Genomic DNA, 17,385 nt, shown 5'->3' on the forward strand with positions numbered 1-17,385 from the left:
TGGACAGAGCAGTTGTTGATCAGCGGTACACCAGCGGCGTGCCCAGGTGCACAGGGCATCGGGTGCTCCCCGCAGCGAAATCAAGGAGGAGGCCGCAGGCCGGGGGACATTCGCGGAGGGGAGTACCCGGTGGCCTGTGCACGCGCCCCGAACACAAGACCCCAGCGCAACGTGCGCCTCAGCTCCCTCGAGTCAGCATCCGCCCCGCCCGCGCGAGCACCTTCGCTTCAGCATCACCGCCCCTATACGCGAGCACCCCATTCACGAACACCCGCTCCACCCCCAGGCTCACGCCGTGCGGCTTGTCGTAGGTGGCGGTGTCGGCAATGGTCTCGGGGTCGAACACCACCACATCGGCCATCGCACCCACACGCAGCAACCCGCGGTCTGCGATGCGCAGGTTGCGCGCGGTCATGCCGGTCATCTTGTGCACGGCCTGCTCGAGCGTGAACAGGCGGCGCTCGCGCCAGTAGCGCGCGAACACGCGCGGGAAGGCGCCCCACAGCCGCGGATGCGGATGGCGGTCGTGCGGCAGGCCGTCGCTGCCGATCATGGTGAGCGGATGCGCAATGACGCGCTCCACGTCTTCTTCCTGCATCTGGAAGTAGCAGGCGCCACCAGGCTTGAGGCGCAAGCACGCCTCCTGCTCGGTGGTGCCCCACTCGCGCGCGATGTCGGAGATCAGGCGGCCGGTCATCTCGGGGTGCGGGTCGGACCAGGTCAGCAGCACGTCGATGACGCCGTCGACCAGGTCTTCGCGCAGCACGGTGGAACCGGCCACGTAGGGGTACACGTCCATCGATATTTTCTGCCGCTGCGCGAGCGCTTCGATCAACGGCAGCGTTTCCTTCGTGCGGCCCCAGTTGGCAGGGCCCGCGCACTTGTGGTGCGAAATGACCAGCGGCACACCGGCGCTGAAAGCGGTGTCGCCCGCTTCATGCAGCGCCTCGATGATCTGCTGCATCTCGCTGCGCAGGTGCGTGGCGTAGACGCCGCCGTGCCTTGCCACGACGCGCGCGAGCGCGGTCACTTCTTCGGCCGGCGCAGCAAATGCTTCTTCATAGAACAGCCCCGACGACAAGCCGTGCGCGCCCTCGGCCATGCAGCCCTCGAGCAGCGCCGCCATGCGCGCGAGCTCGTCGCCGCTGGCCGGACGATCAAGCGCTTCCATCGCTGCAAAGCGCAAGGTGGTGTGGCCTACCAGCGCCGCCACGTTGAGCGCGGGCTGCGCGGCATCGACGGCCGCGCGGTACTCGGCCATGGTCGCATGCCTGAACGATTCCGCGCCCAGCAGCGTGAGCGGCGGCTTGGACTGCGGCGTGCGGTACGGCGCGAGCGAGATGCCGCAGTTGCCCGTCACCACGGTGGTGATGCCCTGCGACACCTTCGGCAGGCACAGCGGGTCGCGCAGCACGATGGCGTCGTCGTGCGTGTGCGCATCGATGAAGCCGGGTGCGATCACCTTCGTGCGGCAGTCGACGATCTCGACGTCTTCGGGCGCGAGGCCTTCGGGCAGCCGCCCGCGCAGGCCTTCGCCGAGCGCGACGATGCGGTCGTCCCGCAGCAGCACGTCGCCGGGCCACGAAGGCCCGCCCGAGCCGTCGACCACGAGTCCGGCCTCGAGCAGGATGGCTTTCGATCGATCGCTCACGATGCGGGCCCTCCCGTGTTGATGCCGCCGCCGTCCCAGCTTTGCAGCGGATGCGTGGTGGCGTCGATGCCGTGGCGCTGGAAGGCTTCGCGCGCGCGCTGCAGGCGCTGCACCGCGGGTTCGCCGCGTCGCTGGGCCACCAGCACCGTGAGGATCTCGATCGCCGTGAGGTGCGTCAGGTAGGCATCGATGCCCACGTGCATCACGGCATCGTCGGGCACCGAAAGGCCCAGCAGGAAGTCGGCCTTGGCCGCCAGGGCCGTGCCGGGCCGCGTGAGCGCGACCACCTTGGCGCCCTGCCCGCGCGCGATGTCCACCGCATCGAGCAGCGAAGGCATGCCGCCCACGTGCGAGATGGCGATGACCACGCCGCCCGGACGCTGCGCCGCACCCGCCACCTGCTGCAGGTGGTAGTCGGCCCAGGCATTGGCCGAGAGGCCGAGCCTGAAGAGCCGCGCCTGCAGGTCGTTGGCCATGAACCACGAGGTGGCGCCCGCGCCGTACAGGTCGACGTGCGGTGCGGCCGCGATGGCGGCCACGGCGCCTTCGAGCACCTGCATGTCGAGCTGCCCGCGCACGCCGGACACCGAGGCCGCCGCGCTGCGCGCGATCTTGCCGACGACTTCGTCGGCCGCATCCTCGATGTTCACGCGCCGGTGCAGCGGCGAGCCGCCGAGCGCCAGCTCCTGCGCGAGCGCGAGCTTGAATTCGCGCAGCCCCGCAAAGCCCAGGTCGCGGCAGGTGCGCATGATGGTGGGCACCGAGCTGCGCGAGCGCTCGGCCAGCTGCTCGAAACTCTCTTCGAGCGCGCGGTCAGGGTCTTCGAGGATCAGGTCGAGAATCGCGCGCCGCGTGGCCGGCGCGCTGCTGCGGGCCTGCGCGATCTTCTGAAGCAGGGAAGGAGTCATCGCAGCGGGTTCAGAAATGCATGGCGACGGCGTCGCTCACGCGGTAGTTCTCTTCGACCACCGGCATCCAGTGCCATTTGTCGAAGGTGGTGCAGGGGTGCGAGATGCCCAGGCCCACGCGGTCGCCGACCACGGGGGCCTGCGCCTCTTCGGCGGCGTCCCAGCGCAGGTAGGCGTGCTGGTCGTTGAGCGCGCTGATCTTCCAGCCGGCGGGCACGGCCTGCGCTTCGAGCATGCCGCGTGCGGCGCGTGCGATGGGCACCGGCATCGACAGGTCGAAGGAGATGTCGCGCTTGCCCACGGCCAGGATCGCCAGGCCCGGCTCGGGCCGCGACTGCACCGTTGCCCACACCTCCATCGCGGGGCGCAGGCTCTCGCCGCAACCGCAGCCCAGGCGCTCGTCCACCGCGCTCACCATGCGCTTGTAGAAGCCGTGGTCGTGCGTCACATAGCAGCCCGAGCGCAGCAGGCCGCGCACTGGCGAACCCAGCGCGGGCTTCAGGCGCCCCGCCACTAGGTCGAAGATGGCCGAGCCGCCGGCCGAGACCAGCACCTCGTCGGTTTCGAACAATTGCTGCGTGTCGCAGTGGCGCGCGATGGCTTCCACGCGGTCCATCAGCGCGCTGGCATAGGCCGCGTCGGCTTCGCTGGAACCCGTGGCGCCCTGCCCTTCGTAGGTTTCGATGCCCACGAGCTTGGCCGCATCGCTGGCACGCAGCCGCGTGGCAAGCGCCACGGCTTCCTCATGCGTGCGGCAGCCGGTGCGTGCGCCCTCGACGCCGATCTCCAGCATCACCTCGAAAGGCACGCTCTCGGGATGGCGCTTGGACCAGTCCTCGATCAATGCGAGCTGCGCGAGCGAATCGACCAGGAACACCACGCGCAGGTCGGCGTGCGCGTGCAGCAGCAGCTGGATGCCGGCCAGGTCTTCGTCGCTCACCACCTGGTTGGCGATGAGCGTGCGGCGCGCGCCGGCGGCCACGCCCACCGCCAGCTGCGTGACGGTGGCGAAGGTCAGGCCCCAGGCGCCGGCGTCGAGCTGGCGCCGGAAGAGCTGCGGCGACATGGTGGTCTTGCCGTGCGGCGCCAGGTCGATGCCCCAGGCGCGCACGCGCGACTGCATCCAGGCCAGGTTGTGCTCGAGCGCCTCGCGCTTGAGCACGGCCAGCGGCAGCGGCAGGTCGCCCGCGAGCACGTTCCATCCCGCGGCGCCGACTTCACTGCGGCGGCGCGGCGGCTGGGTGCGCGGGTAGCCCTTGAAGTTGCTGCCCAGCAGCGGGTCGTTGAATTCCGGGTCGGCGGTGGTGTCGGTCATGGTGTTCATGCGGCAATGTTGGAGAGCAGCTCTTTTCGGATGCAGGCGCTGTAGTGTCCGGCGGAAATCTCGTCGAGCGGCGGCACGGTCTGCGCGCAGGCCTCGATGGCGTGCGGGCAGCGGGTGCGGAACACGCAGCCCGAAGGCGGCGAGATCGGGCTCGGGATGTCGCCCTTGAGCGCGATGCGCTCGGTGGCAAGCGTCGGGTCGGGCTTCGGGCTCGCCGCCAGCAGCGCCTGGGTGTAGGGATGCGAAGGCCGCGCGAACAGCTCGTCGGTGGTCGCCACTTCCATCACCTTGCCGAGGTACAGCACCACTACGCGGTCGCACAGGTACTCGACCACGTCGAGGTCGTGCGAGATGAAGAGCATGGTGAGGCCGAGCCGCTCGCGCAGGTCGGCCAGCAGGTTGATGACCTGCGACTGGATCGACACGTCGAGCGCCGACAGCGGCTCGTCGGCCACGATGAACTCGGGCTCCACGGCCAGCGCGCGCGCCACGCCGATGCGCTGGCGCTGCCCGCCCGAGAACTCGTGCGGAAAGCGGCTCGCATGCTCGGCGCGCAGGCCCACGGTTTCGAGCAGCTCGGCAATGCGCCTGTCGCGCGCCGCTGCGCCCTTGTGCAGGCCGTGCGTGGACAGCGCCTCGCCGAGGATCGCGCTGATGCGCATCTTCGGATTCAGGCTCGCATACGGGTCCTGGAAGATGATCTGCAACTTGCTGCGCAGCTTGCGCATGCGTTCGGCCGACAGCGCGCCGATGTCGTCGCCGCGGTAGAGCACCTGGCCCTCGGTGCGTTCGACCAGGCGCAGCACGGTGCGGCCGATGGTGCTCTTGCCCGAGCCCGATTCGCCGACGAGGCCCAGCGTTTCGCCGGGCTGGATCGCGAAGGACACGTCGTCGACCGCGCGCACCGGGCGGTCGCTGGCGCCGAAGTATTTCTTGAGTCCGCGGACTTCGATGAGGGGAGCGGCGGTGGTCATCGTAGGCTTTCTCCCTCCCCTTCCGGGGGAGGGTTGGGGTGGGGGCTCTGGGCGGTGGAAGCCGTCGCAACGATGGAACGGCCGCGTGCCCCCACCCCGGCCCTCCCCCGGGAGGGGAGGGAGCAAGACAGGAGCAGCAGCGCGCGCATCATGCAACCCTCGCGATCTGAGCGTCCGGCTGCACGCGAATGCAGCGCGCCTGGCGGTCCTGGCGGATATCGATCAGCGGCGGAATCGCTTCCTTGCAGCCCGCCAGCGCATGATCGCAGCGCGGCTCGAAGGCGCAGCCCGGCGGCGGCGCGAGCGGGCTCGACACCTGGCCGCGGATCGCGAACAGCCGCTTGGGCTTGGGCTGCCCCGGCAACCGCGCCTTGCCCGGCAGGCAGGCCAAAAGGCCCTGCGTGTACGGATGCTCGGGCTGCGCGAACAGCGGCCGCACCGGCGCGCTTTCGACCACGCGGCCCGCATAGAGCACCACCACGTCGTCCGCATGGTGCGCGACCACGCCGAGGTTGTGGGTGATGAAGAGAATGCTCATGCCGGTTTCGGCCTGCAGCCGGCGCATGAGCTCGAGGATCTGCGCCTGGATGGTGACGTCGAGCGCGGTGGTGGGCTCGTCGGCAATCAGCAGCGTCGGGTCGCAGGCCATGGCCAGTGCGATCATCACGCGCTGGCGCATGCCGCCCGAGAGCTGGTGCGGGTACTCGTGGATGCGCTGCGCGGCCGCGGGAATTTCCACCAGCTCCAGCATGCGTAGCGCATGGGCCATGGCGGCCTTGCGGTCCAGGCCCTTGTGCAGCCGCACGCTCTCGGCAATCTGCTCGCCGATGGTGAAGACCGGGTTCAGGCTGGTCATCGGCTCCTGGAAGATCATCGACAGCTGGTTGCCGCGCAGGCTGCGCATCTCGCGCTCGCCGATCTGCAGCAGGTCGAGCGTCTTGCCCTCGCGGGTCACGAAAGAGGCCTGGCCGCTGACCTGCGCGTTCGCGGTCTTGGGCAGGAGGCGCATCAGCGTGAGGCTGGTCACCGACTTGCCCGAACCCGATTCGCCGACCAGCGCCGTGGTCTTGCCGGGCTGGATCGAGAAGCTCACATCGGCCACCGAACGGATCAGGCCGTCCTCGGTGGGAAAGCTGGTGCTCAGGTTGCTGACCGTGAGACGCGGGGTGTTCGTGGCGTTCGTCATCACAGGGTCTTCTTGAGCTTGGGGTCGAGCAGGTCGCGCACGCCGTCGCCCAGCAGCTGCAGCGAGAGCGCGGTGAAGATGATCGCGAGCCCCGGGAACAGCACCACCCAGAAGGCCTGGTGCGCGTACTGCTGGCTGCCAGCGACCATGGTGCCCCAGGTCGGAATCTCGGGCGGCACGCCCACGCCCAGGAACGAGAGCCCCGCCTCGGCCAGGATCGCGTAGGCGAAGATGAACGACACCTGCACGAGGATCGGCGACATCAGGTTCGGCAATATGTGCCGCCACAGGATGCGCGAGGTGCGCACGCCCAGCGCGCGCACCGCCTCGACGAACAGCAACTCGCGCACCACCAGCGTCGAGGCCCGCACCACACGCGCCACGCGCGGCGTATAGACCAGCACCAGCGCGAGCACGGTGTTGACGAGCGAAGGCCCGAGGATCGCCACCAGCGCAATGGCCAGCAGGATGTCGGGGAAGGACATCATCGCGTCGACCACGCGCATCAGCGGCGCGTCGAGCCGGCGGAAGAAGCCGGCCAAGAGGCCCAGCACCGTGCCAGCAACCACCGCGCCCAGCGCAGTGAGCGCCGCAATGGCCAGCGAATAACGCGCGCCGTGCACGATGCGCGAATACATGTCGCGGCCGAGCTCGTCGGTGCCCAGCAGGTGCTCCGCGCTCGGGCCCTTCAGGCGCTGCAGCACGGCGGTGTCATTGGGATCGATGGAGGCGAACAGCGGCGCACCGATGGCAAGCACCGCAATGACCAGCAGCACCAGCGCGGAGACCATCACGATGCGGCGATGCATCAGCTGGCGGAGCATTCGAGGCATTTGCATTGTGTTCTCTCAGACTTTCACGCGCGGATCGACGACGGCGTAGAGCAGGTCGATGGAGAAATTGATCAGCACGTAGATCGCCGCAATCACGAGCAGCGCGCCCTGGATCACCGGATAGTCGCGCCGCAGCACCGCGCTCACCACCAGGTTGCCGACACCCGGCAGCCCGAACACCGTCTCGGTGATGACGGCGCCGCCGATCATCAGCGCGACCGTGAGGCCGATCACCGTGACGATGGGCACCAGCGCATTGCGCAGCGCATGCTTGAGCACGACCGTGCTCTCGCTCAGGCCCTTGGAACGCGCGGTGCGCACATAGTCTTCGCCGAGCACGTCGAGCATCGAAGCGCGCGTGAAGCGGATGATGAGCGCAGAGTTCAAGAGGCCCAGCACCGTGGCCGGCAGCACCAGCGCGTGCAGCCGCTCGGCCAGGGACGCATCGGGCGCGCCGTAGCCCGAGACAGGAAACCAGCCGAAGGACACCGCAAAGATCTGGATCAGCACGATGCCGAGCCAGAAGCTCGGAATGCTGGCGCCCAGCATCGCAATGCCGGTGAAGAGCTGGTCGACCACGCGCCCGCGGAACACCGCAGAGACGATGCCGCAGGGCACGCCGATCAGCGCCGCGATGGCCACGGCCATCAGCGCGAGCAGCGTGGTCGGTTCGGCCCGCTCCCACAGCGCCTGCGTGACCGGCCGCTGCAGGAAGATCGAGGTGCCGAGGTTGCCCTGCAGCACTTCGCGCAGCCAGTAGCCGAACTGCACGGGCAGCGGCTTGTCCAGGCCGTATTCCTTCTGCACGCGCGCGATGTCGGCGGCCGTCGCCTGGTCACCCAGCAGCACCGAGACCGGATCGCCCGAGGCCGCGCGCGTGAGCACGAAGACGAGCACCGCCACGATCGCGAGCACGACCAACATGCCGGCGGCGCGGGAAGCAAGATAGCGAAACATGGGGGGGCGGTTCCGTGGCGGGGCGGGGTTTACTTGATCCTTGCGTTCCAGAAGAAGGGCCAGGTCGCGGGCTGGTAGTTGTCCAGCGCCGGGCTCTTGGCCGAGAGGCCATTGAACTTGCCGACGTTGATGTACGGCACCTCTTCATAGACCACCTGCTGCACCTTGCCCCACAGCGCGCCGCGCTTGGCCGGATCGCTCTCGACATTGAAGGCCTGCAGCGCCGCTTTCTTGGCGGGCGTGTCCCACCAGCCCGGCGCGCCGTCGCCCAGCTGCGGCGGCGAGAGCATCGGCTCGGGGAACTGGCCCGAATGGGTCACGTAGATGTCCCACAGCTTCGGGTCGTTGCGGCGCTGCACCAGCGTGGCCCAGTCGACCACGTTGAGGTCGACCTTGAAGCCGGCGCGCTTGAGCTGCTCGGCCATCAGGAGCGACATGTTGTAGTGGAAGTCGTACTGGCGGCTGGTGAGCACGCGGATCGGCTCGCCCTTGTAGCCGGCCTTGGCCGCGGCCTCCTTGGCCTTGGCGGCGCTGCGCTCGTTGTAGAGCGTGGCGCCCGCCGTCGAATAGAACGGCGAGCCCTTGGGAAAGTGATTGCCTTCGGCCACGAAGAAGCGCGTGTCGCCGAAGCCGGCCGCGAGCATTTCGCCTTCGCCGAGCGCCGACTGGATCGCCTGGCGCACGGCCTGGTTCGAAGCGACGCCTTCCTTGGTGTTGAGCACCAGGTACGGAAAGCCGAACGACGGCGTCATGATCGGCACGGTCTTGCCGCCCGACTTCTCCAGGCGCGGCAGCGCTTCGACCGGCAGCAGGTCGGCAAAGTCGTACTGGCCGGCCAGTGCGCCTTCCACGCGCGTGCTGGCATTGGGCACCGGCACGAAGCGCAGCTCCTCGATGGCCGCCTCGCGCTTGCCGCCGTAGCCGCTCGCGGGTTCCTTGCGCGCCGCGTACTTGTCGAAGCGCGTGAGCAGCACGAACTGGTCGGGGCGGCGCTCCTTGAACTTGTAGGGGCCGGTGCCGACGAACTCCTTCAGCGGCGAAGCGATGGAATCCTTCGCCATGATGGCGGCCATGCCGCTGGGCAGCGCGAGCTGAGAGAGCAGCGGCGCATACGGCGCCTTCAGCACGATCTCCACGCCCAGCGGGCCCTTGGCCTTGAGGCTCTCGACTTCCTTGCCCACGGCCTTGCCGCGCGGCGACTGGTCCATCCAGCGCTGCAGGCTGGCCACCACGTCGTCGGCGTTGAGTTCGCGGCCGTTGTGCAGCATCACGCCCTTGCGCAGCGTGATCGCGTAGGTCTTGCCGTCGGCCGAGATCCTGGGGCTGCTCTCGGCCAGCATCGGCACCACGTTCCACTTGGCGTCGAAGGTGTAGAGCGTCTCGTAGACGTGCTGCATGATGGTTCCGACCAGGTCGGCCGTGGAGGCCATCGGGTCGAGCGTCTGCGGTTCGGCCACCATGGCGAGCGTGGCAAAGTTGCGCGGCCCCTGGGCATGCGCGGGCTGGCCCGGCAGCGCGGCGCACAGCATGGCGAGCAGGGAGGCACCCAGCAGGCTGCGCTTCGACAGCTTTGGCAGGCACTGGACAAGACCGGCGTGAGACATGGGGAACTCCTTCGTGGGGCAGGCAAATTGTGAAAGAAATTTTCTTTTCGGCCCGCACTTTGAAGCACTATCCATGCCAAATCATCCGTGTTAACCCTTGTTTGTGGGTTTTTCTGAAACAAATTTTCAGATTGGATCGATACTTGCGATCTGCTTTTCTTTCAATCCTTTCAGGAGTTCTCCCATGCCGCTCGAATACCTCGGCGCCCCGCCCGTTGCCTCGGACCGCCAGGCCCGTCCCTTCTCCCCGGCCGTGCGCGCCGGCGATTTCATCTACGTGTCGGGCCAGGTGCCGGCCAATGCCGAGGGCGAGATCGTGGCGGGCGGCATCGAGGCGCAGACGCGCCAGGTGATGGAAAACCTGAAGAAGGTGCTGGCACTGGCCGGCGCCACGCTCGACGACGTCTGCAAGAGCACCGTCTGGCTGCAGGACGCGCGCGACTTTGGTGCCTTCAACCGCATCTACATGAGCTACTTCGGTGACAACAAGCCGGCGCGCTCGACCACCGAGGCGCGGCTGATGGTCGACGCCAAGGTCGAGATCGACGTGGTGGCCTACAAGCCCAAGGCCTGATCAGGCGTGCAGCTCGGTCTTGCGCTGGATGATGCGCGAGACCAGGCCGTACTCGACCGCCTCCGCGGCCGAGAGCCAGCGGTCGCGCTCGATGTCGGCGAGCACCACGTCGATCGGCTTGCCGGTTTCCCGCGCGATCTCGTGCGCGATGCGGTGCCGGGCCTTGATGATTTCCTGCGCCTGGATCGCGATGTCGGTCGCCTGCCCGCCCGCGCCGCCGCTGGGCTGGTGGATCAAAAAGCGCGTGTTCGGCAGGCACACGCGCCGCTCGCGCGGCACCGCCAGGTACAGGTGCGTGGCGGCGCTGCCCACCCAGCCGGTGCCGATCATGTTCACCGGCGCGGAGATGAAGCGCACGATGTCGTGAATGGCATCGCCCGACTCCAGGTGGCCGCCGGGCGAGCTCACCAGGATGTCGATGGGTTTGTCGGCGCTGTCGGCATCGAGCGCGATGAGCCTGCGCGTCACGTCGGCAGCGACCGAATCGGTGATGCTGCCGAAGATCAGCAGCGTGCGCGACTTGAAGGCTTTTTCCTCGAGGTACGAATTGCGCGGCTCGGCGGTGGCCGCGGGCGGGGTGTCGTCGTCGGTTTCCATGATGAAGAAGCGCTCCTGTGATTGAACGGCATCCTGCCGAACAGACAGACAGTTTCGCCGACATTGCATGCACGCGTGGCAAGCGGCATCGACTCAACCCGCCAGACGTCCCGCCACCAGTTGCAGCACGCGGTCGCAGCGCTTTGCGAGTTCCTGGTCGTGCGTGACCATCACGAAGGCCGTGCGGTGCTTGTGCGCGAGCTCGATCATCAGCGCGAACACCGTGTCCGCCGTGCTGCGGTCGAGGTTCCCCGTGGGCTCGTCGGCCAGCACGCAGGCCGGCTGCGTGACCAGCGCGCGCGCAATGGCCACGCGCTGGCGCTCGCCGCCCGAGAGCTCGGCCGGCCGGTGGTGCAGGCGTTCGCCCAGGCCCACGCTTTCGAGGATCTTCGTGGCCGAGGCCGCCGCCTGTGCGGAATCCATGCGCCGGATCTTCAGCGGCATCGCCACGTTGTCAAGCGCGCTGAACTCGGGCAGCAGGTGGTGGAACTGGTAGACGAAGCCCAGGTGCAGGTTGCGCAGCCGTCCCTGCTCGGCCGCGTCGGCATGCGCGATGTCCTTGCCGAGCAGCTCGACCTTGCCGGCGGTGGGCGCATCGAGCCCGCCCATCAGGTGCAGCAGCGTGCTCTTGCCCGAGCCCGAGGCGCCGACGATGGCCAGCGTCTCCCCGGCGCGCACGTCCAGGTCGACGCCGTGCAGCACCGTGAGGTCGATGCGCCCCTCGTGAAAGCGCTTGGTGAGGCCGCGCGCCTTGAGAACCACGTCACTCATAGCGCAATGCCTCGGCAGGGTTGACGCGGCTCGCGCGCCAGCTGGGATACAGCGTTGCAAGAAAAGCCAGGACCAGTGAAATGATCGCGATCGGCATGATGTCGCCGCGCTGCGGATCGCTCGGCATCTTGCTGATCAGGTAGATGTCCTTGGGCAGGAAGCTCGCGTGGAAGAGCTGTTCGAGCGCCGGCACGATCACGTCGATGTTGTAGGCAATGCCCAGCCCCAGCAGCAGCCCGGCCACCGTGCCGATCACGCCGACCATCGCGCCCTGCACCACGAAGATGCCCATGATGCTGCGCGGCGAACTGCCCAGCGTGCGCAGGATGGCGATGTCCGCGCGCTTGTCGGTCACCGTCATGACCAGCGTGGACACCAGGTTGAAGGCCGCCACCGCCACGATGAGCGTGAGGATGATGAACATCATGCGTTTCTCGACCTGCACGGCCGCAAACCATGTCTTGTTCTGGCGCGTCCAGTCGCGGATGAGGAACTGGCCCGGCAGCGTGACGGCCATCTGGTCGGCCACTTCGCGCGCCTCGTTCAGGTCCTTGAGCTTGATGCGGATGCCGGTCGGGCCTTCGAGCCGGAACACGCGCTGGGCGTCTTCCGCATGGATCATGGCCAGCGCCGAGTCGTATTCGTAGTGGCCCGAATCGAAGGTGCCCACCACCGTGAACTGCTTGAGCCGCGGCACCACGCCGGCGGGCGTGACCTGACCGCCCGGCGCCACCAGCGTGACCTGGTCGCCCGGCTGCACGAACAGCGAGCGCGCGAGTTCGCCGCCAAGCACGATGCCGAACTCGCCCGGCACCAGCTTGTCGAGCGTGCCCTTCTGCGCCGTCGTGGCGATGTCGGTCACCTCGGGTTCGAGCCTGGGCACGATGCCGCGCACCAGCGTGCCCTTCATGTCCTCGCCGCGCGCAATGAGCGCCTGCGTGGCAATGAAGGGCGCGGCGCCGACCACCTCGGGGTTCTTGCGCGCGGCGGCCGTGATGGCGTCGATGTCGGGCAGCGCCTGGCCGTCGCGCGACAAGATTTCGATGTGCGACACCACGCCGAGCATGCGGTCGCGCACCTCCTTCTGGAAGCCGTTCATCACACTGAGCACGATGATCAGCGCCGCCACCCCCAATGCAATGCCGAGCATCGACACGCCGGAGATGAACGAGATGAAGCCGTTGCGCCGCGTCGCCCGGCCTGCGCGCGTGTAGCGCCAGCCGAGCTTCAGTTCATAAGGAAGTCGCATATTTTCAGTTTGAGCTCAGCCGGGTGCACCCGCGGAACCGGCTTTGCCGGGCCGCTGGGTGCGCCCCCCAGTGGGGGGAGGCGCCGAAGGCGCTTCGGGGGGCGTTTCATCCTAGCATCCCGGACAATAGGGGGAATGGCCGAACCTTCCTCCCGTCACTTGTTGATCCCCTTTGCCGGCCGCGGTTCCCCGGTGTGCCGCGCGGCACTGCCCGCGCTCCGGCTTCCCAATCTCGAAGCGCTGCTCTCGCGGCTCTCGCTCGCGGAGGCCGACACGCAGGACGAAAGCACGCGCTCGCCGCCCCATGAACGCGCGCTGGCCCGGGCGCTGGGCATTTCCGCAGCCGACGGCTGCATTCCCTGGGCCGCGCTGGAAGCCCGGCAGGCCGGCATTGCCGAACCCGGCGACCGCGAAGGCTGGGGCCTGGTCTCGCTGTGCAACTGGCAGGTGGGCATCGACGACGTGGTGCTGGGCGACCCGGCCGCGATCGAGATCGATGCTGCCGAATCGGCCGCGCTGCTGGCCGCCGCCCATCCCTTCTTCGAGGAAGACGGCATCGCGCTGCACCCCTCCCCCACACCCGGCCGCTGGCTCGCGCGCGCGCACATCTTCGCGGGACTGGCCACGGCCTCCATCGACCGCGCGGTGGGCCACCCGATCTCGCAGTGGTCGCCGCTGGCCGAAGCCGCACGGCCGCTGCGCCGCCTCCAGAACGAAATGCAGATGCTGCTCTACACCCAGCGCGTGAACGACGACCGCGCCGCGCGCGGCGTGCCGCCGATCAATTCCTTCTGGCTCAGCGGCACCGGCGCCCTGGAGCCCGGCGTTCCCCCGGCCGGCACCGCCGCGCCCACGGTGAGCGACACGCTGCGCGTGGCCGCCCTGCGCGACGACGGCCTGGGCTGGGCCGAAGCCTGGCAGGCGCTGGACGCAGGCCCCGTCGCCGGCCTGCTGGCCGCCTACACCGCCGGTGCCGACGTCACGCTCACGCTGTGCGGCGACCGCACCGCGCAGCGCCATGCGGTGCAGCCGCGCGGGCTGGTGGGCTGGGCCCGAAGCCTGTTCGACCGGCCGCGCGCCGCCAGCGTGCTGGAGGCCCTGTGAAGATCATTGCCCGCGAAATTCCGCCCCGCACGGTCTGGGCGCTCGAGCAGGCCGGCGTGCATCCGCTGCTGGCCCGCCTGTTCGCCGCGCGCGGCGTGCTGGCCAAGGACGAGCTCGACGACGGCCTGGCGCGCCTGCTGCCGCCCGACACGCTGCACGGCACGCGCGAGGCCGCGGTGCTGCTGGCCGACGCGATGGCGCAGGACAAGCGCCTGTGCATCGTGGCCGACTACGACTGCGACGGCGCCACCGCCTGCGCCGTCGCGGTGCGCGGCCTGCGCCTGCTCGGCGCGAAGAACGTGAGCTACCTGGTGCCCGACCGCGTGGTCGACGGCTACGGCCTCACGCCGCCGATTGCCGAGCGCGTGGCCGACAGTGGCGCCGACATGCTGATCACCGTCGACAACGGCATCGCCAGCGTCGAGGGTGTGGCCGCCGCCAAGGCGCGCGGCCTGCAGGTGCTGGTGACCGACCACCACCTGCCCGGCCCCGAGCTGCCGGCCGCCGACGTGCTGGTGAATCCCAACCAGCCCGGCTGCAGCTTCGAGAGCAAGAGCATCGCCGGTGTCGGCGTGATGTTCTACGTGCTGCTGGCGCTGCGCTCCGAGCTGCGCGCGCGCGGCGTCTTCAGCGCGGCCGCGCAGCCCAAGCTCGACGTGCTGCTCCCGCTGGTGGCGCTCGGCACCGTGGCCGACGTGGTGAAGCTCGACGCCAACAACCGCCGCCTGGTGGCACAGGGCCTGCGGCGCATCCGCGCCGGCGCGCTGCCCGCGGGCATCGCGGCGCTGTTCAAGGCCGCGGGGCGCAACGCCGCGGTGGCCACCACCTTCGACTTCGGCTTTGCGCTCGGCCCGCGCATCAACGCGGCCGGCCGGCTCGCCGACATGACGCTGGGCATCGAATGCCTGCTGACCGACGATGCCGGCCGCGCCGACGAACTCGCGCGCATGCTCGACGGCATCAACCGCGAGCGGCGCGACATCGAGGGCGGCATGCGCGACCAGGCGCTGCTGCTGGCCGAATCGCTGTTCGGTGCCACCGCCGACGGCAGCGAGGCGCCGCCCGCAGCCATCAGCGTGTTCGATGCCGACTTCCACGAAGGCGTGGTCGGCATCGTGGCCTCGCGCATCAAGGACCGCTTCCACCGCCCGACCTTCGTCTTTGCCGCCAGCGGCGCGCCCGGCAAGGAGCACGAGCTCAAGGGCTCGGGCCGGTCGATCCCGGGCTTCCATCTGCGCGATGCGCTCGACCTTGTGGCCAAGCGCCATCCGGGCGTGCTGCTGCGCTTCGGCGGCCATGCCATGGCTGCCGGCTGCACCGTGGCGCGCGAGAAGTTCGAGGTGTTCGAGCGCGCGCTGGCCGAGGTCGCACATGAATGGCTGGCCGCCTCCGCGCTCACGCGCCAGATCGAAACGGATGGGCCGATCGCGCGCGAGTACATGCGCATCGACCTGGTCGACACGCTGCACCGCGAGGTGTGGGGCCAGGGCTTCGCGCCGCCCACCTTCAGCGAGGAAGTCGAAGTGGTGTCGCAGCGCCTCGTGGGCGAGAAGCACCTGGCGCTCAAGCTGCGGCACCAGGGACAGCCGGTCGACGGCATCTGGTTCGGCCACACCGAGCCGCTGCCCGCGCGCGTGAAGCTCGCCTTCAGGCTCGATGCCGACGAATGGCAGGGTGTGCGCCGGGTGCGCTTCCTTGTCGAAGGCGCTGAGATCTAGCTCGCCACAGCTCGGCTCGGAAATCCCCGGGTCAGCTTCGGTGGGCGTGCATTCGGGACGGATTCCTACGCGGGCCGCGCGGCGGCGTTCTACGGTTGCCTTTCACATGCAGGAGCCCACGCACATGAAATCGACCACCGCATCCCCCGCAAAATCCACCCGGTCCGGCGCAAGCGCGCACACCGCCGCCAAGCAGCGGACCGTCCAGCGCACGCAGGACGCAAAGGACAGCGCCAAGCCCGCCGCCAAGAAGTCCAGCCAGCCCGCGCAGGCCGGGCCGCGCTCGCAGCCGGTCAATCCCCTGCCGGCGCAGCACCTGAGCAAGCCCGGGCTCGAGGCCGAGATGGCGCTGCGCCCGCGCTTCGAAGCGCCGGACTACAAGGGCAGCGGCAAGCTCGAGGGCATGGCGGCCCTGGTGACCGGCGGCGATTCCGGCATCGGGCGCGCCGTGGCGCTGCTCTATGCCCGTGAAGGCGCCGACGTCGCCATCGCCTACCTCGACGAAGACGAGGACGCCGAGGAAACCCGGCGCCACGTGGAGGCGGAAGGCGCACGCTGCATCCTCGTCAAGGGCGACGTCTGCGATCCGGCGTTCTGCCGCGACGCGGTCGACCAGACCATCGGGGCCTTCGGCAAGCTCGACATCCTGGTGAACAACGCGGCCTTCCAGCTGCATGCGGCGTCCATCGAGGACATCACCGACGAGCGCTTCGAACTCACGCTTCGGACCAACGTCTTCGGCTATTTCCAGATGGCGCGCGCCGCGGTTCCGCACCTGGGCCAGGGCGCCTCGATCATCAATACCGGCTCGGTCACGGGCCTGGAGGGCAGCGCGCACCTGCTCGACTATTCGACCACCAAGGGCGCGATCCACGCGTTCACCAAGTCGCTGGCCAGCAACTTGCTGCCCAAGGGTATCCGCGTGAATGCGGTGGCGCCCGGGCCGGTGTGGACGCCTTTGAATCCCGCCGACAGCCCGTCCGGGAAGATCAAGGATTTCGGCAAGAACACCGACCTGCAACGGCCGGCGCAGCCGGAAGAGCTCTCGCCTGCCTACGTGTTCCTGGCCGCGCCGAGCTGCGCCAGCTACATCACCGGCATCGTGCTGCCGGTCACGGGCAGCGTGGGCGCCGTCTGAAGGCGGCCAAGAGCTTCTGCAGCGGCCTGGAGCGCGGCGCGTCCTCCATGAGCGGCGGGATGGAGATGGCCAGCAGCAGCGCCGCCAGCGGCACCACGCAGACGAAGCCGATGTAGTTGAAGCCCAGCGCGCCGACGATGCCGCCCAGCACGAACATGCCGACAAGCCCGCCCGCCATCTGCATCCGGCGGCGGTTGTGGCGCACCATCGCATGCGCCGGCGTGGCATGCCGGTTCCAGTAGAGCAGCTTGCCCAGCTCCATGCCCACGTCGGTGATGTTGCCCGTCATGTGGGTGGTGCGGACGCTGCCGCCGGAGGTCTTGGAGCCGACGGCGTTCTGCAGCCCCATGATGAAGGACAGCAGCAGCACCGTGAGCGGAACCGCAAACGGGGTCGGCCAGGTCAGCGTGATAGCGCCCATCAATCCGAACGGGAACATGAGCGCGGCTTCCAGCAGCAGCGGCACCGCATAGACGCTGCGCAGCCGGTGCTGGCGGCCCCAGTTCACCAGGATGGCGCAGACCGCCGCACCCGCCAGGAAGGCGAGGATGGCGCCCAGCGCATTGAGCAGCAGCTTGGTGTTGCCCAGCACCAGCCCGTCCGCAAACTGCGATGCGAAGCCCGTCATGTGCGAGGTGTACATGTGCAGCACCAGGAACCCGCCCGCATTCACGGCGCCGGCATTGAAGGCCAGCAGCAGGCCGAGCACCCGGTTGGTGGAGGGTGCGCGGTGGCGGTGGGTAAGGAAGCGTAGTCTGCGCATCGGCGTGCAACTTGCGCTTGGACTCTAGCACCCG

The 17,385-nt window shown here is 68.9% G+C and carries 16 protein-coding genes; 4 read left to right on the forward strand and 12 right to left on the reverse strand.

Annotation, left to right across the window (positions count from 1 at the left end; genetic code table 11):
- Positions 1-178: 178 nt before the first annotated feature.
- From AC1DMS_RS06060 to AC1DMS_RS06095, 8 genes are all read right to left on the reverse strand, one after another.
- A complete protein-coding gene (locus tag AC1DMS_RS06060) occupies positions 179-1,651 on the reverse strand; it encodes an N-acyl-D-amino-acid deacylase family protein (RefSeq protein WP_478180818.1) in 1,473 nt (490 codons plus the stop codon).
- A complete protein-coding gene (locus AC1DMS_RS06065; protein ID WP_012746369.1) occupies positions 1,648-2,559 on the reverse strand; it encodes a MurR/RpiR family transcriptional regulator in 912 nt (303 codons plus the stop codon). The genes AC1DMS_RS06060 and AC1DMS_RS06065 overlap by 4 nt, the downstream gene beginning before the upstream one ends.
- Positions 2,560-2,569: 10 nt before the next feature.
- A complete protein-coding gene (locus AC1DMS_RS06070) occupies positions 2,570-3,883 on the reverse strand; it encodes an amino acid deaminase (RefSeq protein ID WP_018906489.1) in 1,314 nt (437 codons plus the stop codon).
- A complete protein-coding gene (locus AC1DMS_RS06075; protein ID WP_478180819.1) occupies positions 3,880-4,857 on the reverse strand; it encodes an ABC transporter ATP-binding protein in 978 nt (325 codons plus the stop codon). The genes AC1DMS_RS06070 and AC1DMS_RS06075 overlap by 4 nt, the downstream gene beginning before the upstream one ends.
- A 148-nt stretch (positions 4,858-5,005) precedes the next feature.
- The gene (locus AC1DMS_RS06080; RefSeq protein WP_478180820.1) at positions 5,006-6,043 is read right to left on the reverse strand and encodes an ABC transporter ATP-binding protein; all 1,038 of its coding nucleotides are present in this window, start codon (positions 6,041-6,043) and stop codon (positions 5,006-5,008) included.
- Positions 6,043-6,882, reverse strand: coding sequence for an ABC transporter permease (locus tag AC1DMS_RS06085; protein WP_436301388.1), 840 nt, complete (start codon positions 6,880-6,882; stop codon positions 6,043-6,045). Before AC1DMS_RS06085 ends, AC1DMS_RS06080 begins: the two co-directional genes overlap by 1 nt.
- A gap of 9 nt (positions 6,883-6,891) precedes the next feature.
- A complete protein-coding gene (locus tag AC1DMS_RS06090; RefSeq protein ID WP_278875722.1) occupies positions 6,892-7,833 on the reverse strand; it encodes an ABC transporter permease in 942 nt (313 codons plus the stop codon).
- 29 nt (positions 7,834-7,862) lie between these two features.
- The gene (locus AC1DMS_RS06095; RefSeq protein WP_478180821.1) at positions 7,863-9,437 is read right to left on the reverse strand and encodes an ABC transporter substrate-binding protein; all 1,575 of its coding nucleotides are present in this window, start codon (positions 9,435-9,437) and stop codon (positions 7,863-7,865) included.
- Positions 9,438-9,621: 184 nt separating this feature from the next.
- Here AC1DMS_RS06095 and AC1DMS_RS06100 point away from each other — a divergent pair, with 184 nt between their 5' ends.
- The gene (locus AC1DMS_RS06100) at positions 9,622-10,011 is read left to right on the forward strand and encodes a RidA family protein (protein WP_478180822.1); all 390 of its coding nucleotides are present in this window, start codon (positions 9,622-9,624) and stop codon (positions 10,009-10,011) included.
- Here AC1DMS_RS06100 and AC1DMS_RS06105 read toward each other — a convergent pair whose 3' ends face one another.
- The 3 genes from AC1DMS_RS06105 to AC1DMS_RS06115 form a co-directional block, all read right to left on the reverse strand.
- Complete coding sequence (locus AC1DMS_RS06105) at positions 10,012-10,608, reverse strand: ATP-dependent Clp protease proteolytic subunit (RefSeq protein WP_124957377.1); 597 nt, start codon at positions 10,606-10,608, stop codon at positions 10,012-10,014.
- Positions 10,609-10,701: 93 nt separating this feature from the next.
- On the reverse strand, positions 10,702-11,379 hold the full coding sequence (gene lolD, locus AC1DMS_RS06110; RefSeq protein ID WP_012746360.1) for a lipoprotein-releasing ABC transporter ATP-binding protein LolD: 678 nt from the start codon (positions 11,377-11,379) through the stop codon (positions 10,702-10,704).
- Complete coding sequence (locus AC1DMS_RS06115; RefSeq protein WP_012746359.1) at positions 11,372-12,628, reverse strand: lipoprotein-releasing ABC transporter permease subunit; 1,257 nt, start codon at positions 12,626-12,628, stop codon at positions 11,372-11,374. Before AC1DMS_RS06115 ends, lolD begins: the two co-directional genes overlap by 8 nt.
- 135 nt (positions 12,629-12,763) lie before the next feature.
- On the opposite strand from AC1DMS_RS06115, the gene AC1DMS_RS06120 reads away from it, so the two are divergent.
- The 3 genes from AC1DMS_RS06120 (at position 12,764) to AC1DMS_RS06130 (ending at position 16,588) form a co-directional block, all read left to right on the forward strand.
- Entirely contained in the window at positions 12,764-13,732 is a 969-nt protein-coding gene (locus AC1DMS_RS06120) for a hypothetical protein (RefSeq protein ID WP_012746358.1), read from the forward strand.
- Complete coding sequence (gene recJ / locus AC1DMS_RS06125; RefSeq protein WP_012746357.1) at positions 13,729-15,450, forward strand: single-stranded-DNA-specific exonuclease RecJ; 1,722 nt, start codon at positions 13,729-13,731, stop codon at positions 15,448-15,450. The genes AC1DMS_RS06120 and recJ overlap by 4 nt, the downstream gene beginning before the upstream one ends.
- A 124-nt stretch (positions 15,451-15,574) precedes the next feature.
- Positions 15,575-16,588 (forward strand): SDR family oxidoreductase, encoded by a 1,014-nt coding sequence (locus tag AC1DMS_RS06130; protein WP_062363007.1) that lies wholly within the window; start codon positions 15,575-15,577, stop codon positions 16,586-16,588.
- Here AC1DMS_RS06130 and AC1DMS_RS06135 read toward each other — a convergent pair.
- A complete protein-coding gene (locus AC1DMS_RS06135) occupies positions 16,563-17,351 on the reverse strand; it encodes a YoaK family protein (RefSeq protein ID WP_012746355.1) in 789 nt (262 codons plus the stop codon). The two genes, AC1DMS_RS06130 and AC1DMS_RS06135, sit on opposite strands and share 26 nt — an antisense overlap.
- Positions 17,352-17,385 lie beyond the last annotated feature (34 nt).

This window comes from Variovorax sp. 05T418 (assembly GCF_056396385.1).

Coding starts and splice junctions, on each gene's coding strand:
- AC1DMS_RS06065 (WP_012746369.1), bottom strand. CDS start 2,559: ATGACTCCTTCCCTGCTTCAGAAGATCGCGCAGGCCCGCAGCAGCGCG.
- AC1DMS_RS06070 (WP_018906489.1), bottom strand. CDS start 3,883: ATGAACACCATGACCGACACCACCGCCGACCCGGAATTCAACGACCCG.
- AC1DMS_RS06075 (WP_478180819.1), bottom strand. CDS start 4,857: ATGACCACCGCCGCTCCCCTCATCGAAGTCCGCGGACTCAAGAAATAC.
- AC1DMS_RS06080 (WP_478180820.1), bottom strand. CDS start 6,043: ATGACGAACGCCACGAACACCCCGCGTCTCACGGTCAGCAACCTGAGC.
- AC1DMS_RS06085 (WP_436301388.1), bottom strand. CDS start 6,882: ATGCAAATGCCTCGAATGCTCCGCCAGCTGATGCATCGCCGCATCGTG.
- AC1DMS_RS06090 (WP_278875722.1), bottom strand. CDS start 7,833: ATGTTTCGCTATCTTGCTTCCCGCGCCGCCGGCATGTTGGTCGTGCTC.
- AC1DMS_RS06095 (WP_478180821.1), bottom strand. CDS start 9,437: ATGTCTCACGCCGGTCTTGTCCAGTGCCTGCCAAAGCTGTCGAAGCGC.
- AC1DMS_RS06100 (WP_478180822.1), top strand. CDS start 9,622: ATGCCGCTCGAATACCTCGGCGCCCCGCCCGTTGCCTCGGACCGCCAG.
- AC1DMS_RS06105 (WP_124957377.1), bottom strand. CDS start 10,608: ATGGAAACCGACGACGACACCCCGCCCGCGGCCACCGCCGAGCCGCGC.
- lolD (WP_012746360.1), bottom strand. CDS start 11,379: ATGAGTGACGTGGTTCTCAAGGCGCGCGGCCTCACCAAGCGCTTTCAC.
- AC1DMS_RS06115 (WP_012746359.1), bottom strand. CDS start 12,628: ATGCGACTTCCTTATGAACTGAAGCTCGGCTGGCGCTACACGCGCGCA.
- AC1DMS_RS06120 (WP_012746358.1), top strand. CDS start 12,764: ATGGCCGAACCTTCCTCCCGTCACTTGTTGATCCCCTTTGCCGGCCGC.
- AC1DMS_RS06130 (WP_062363007.1), top strand. CDS start 15,575: ATGAAATCGACCACCGCATCCCCCGCAAAATCCACCCGGTCCGGCGCA.
- AC1DMS_RS06135 (WP_012746355.1), bottom strand. CDS start 17,351: ATGCGCAGACTACGCTTCCTTACCCACCGCCACCGCGCACCCTCCACC.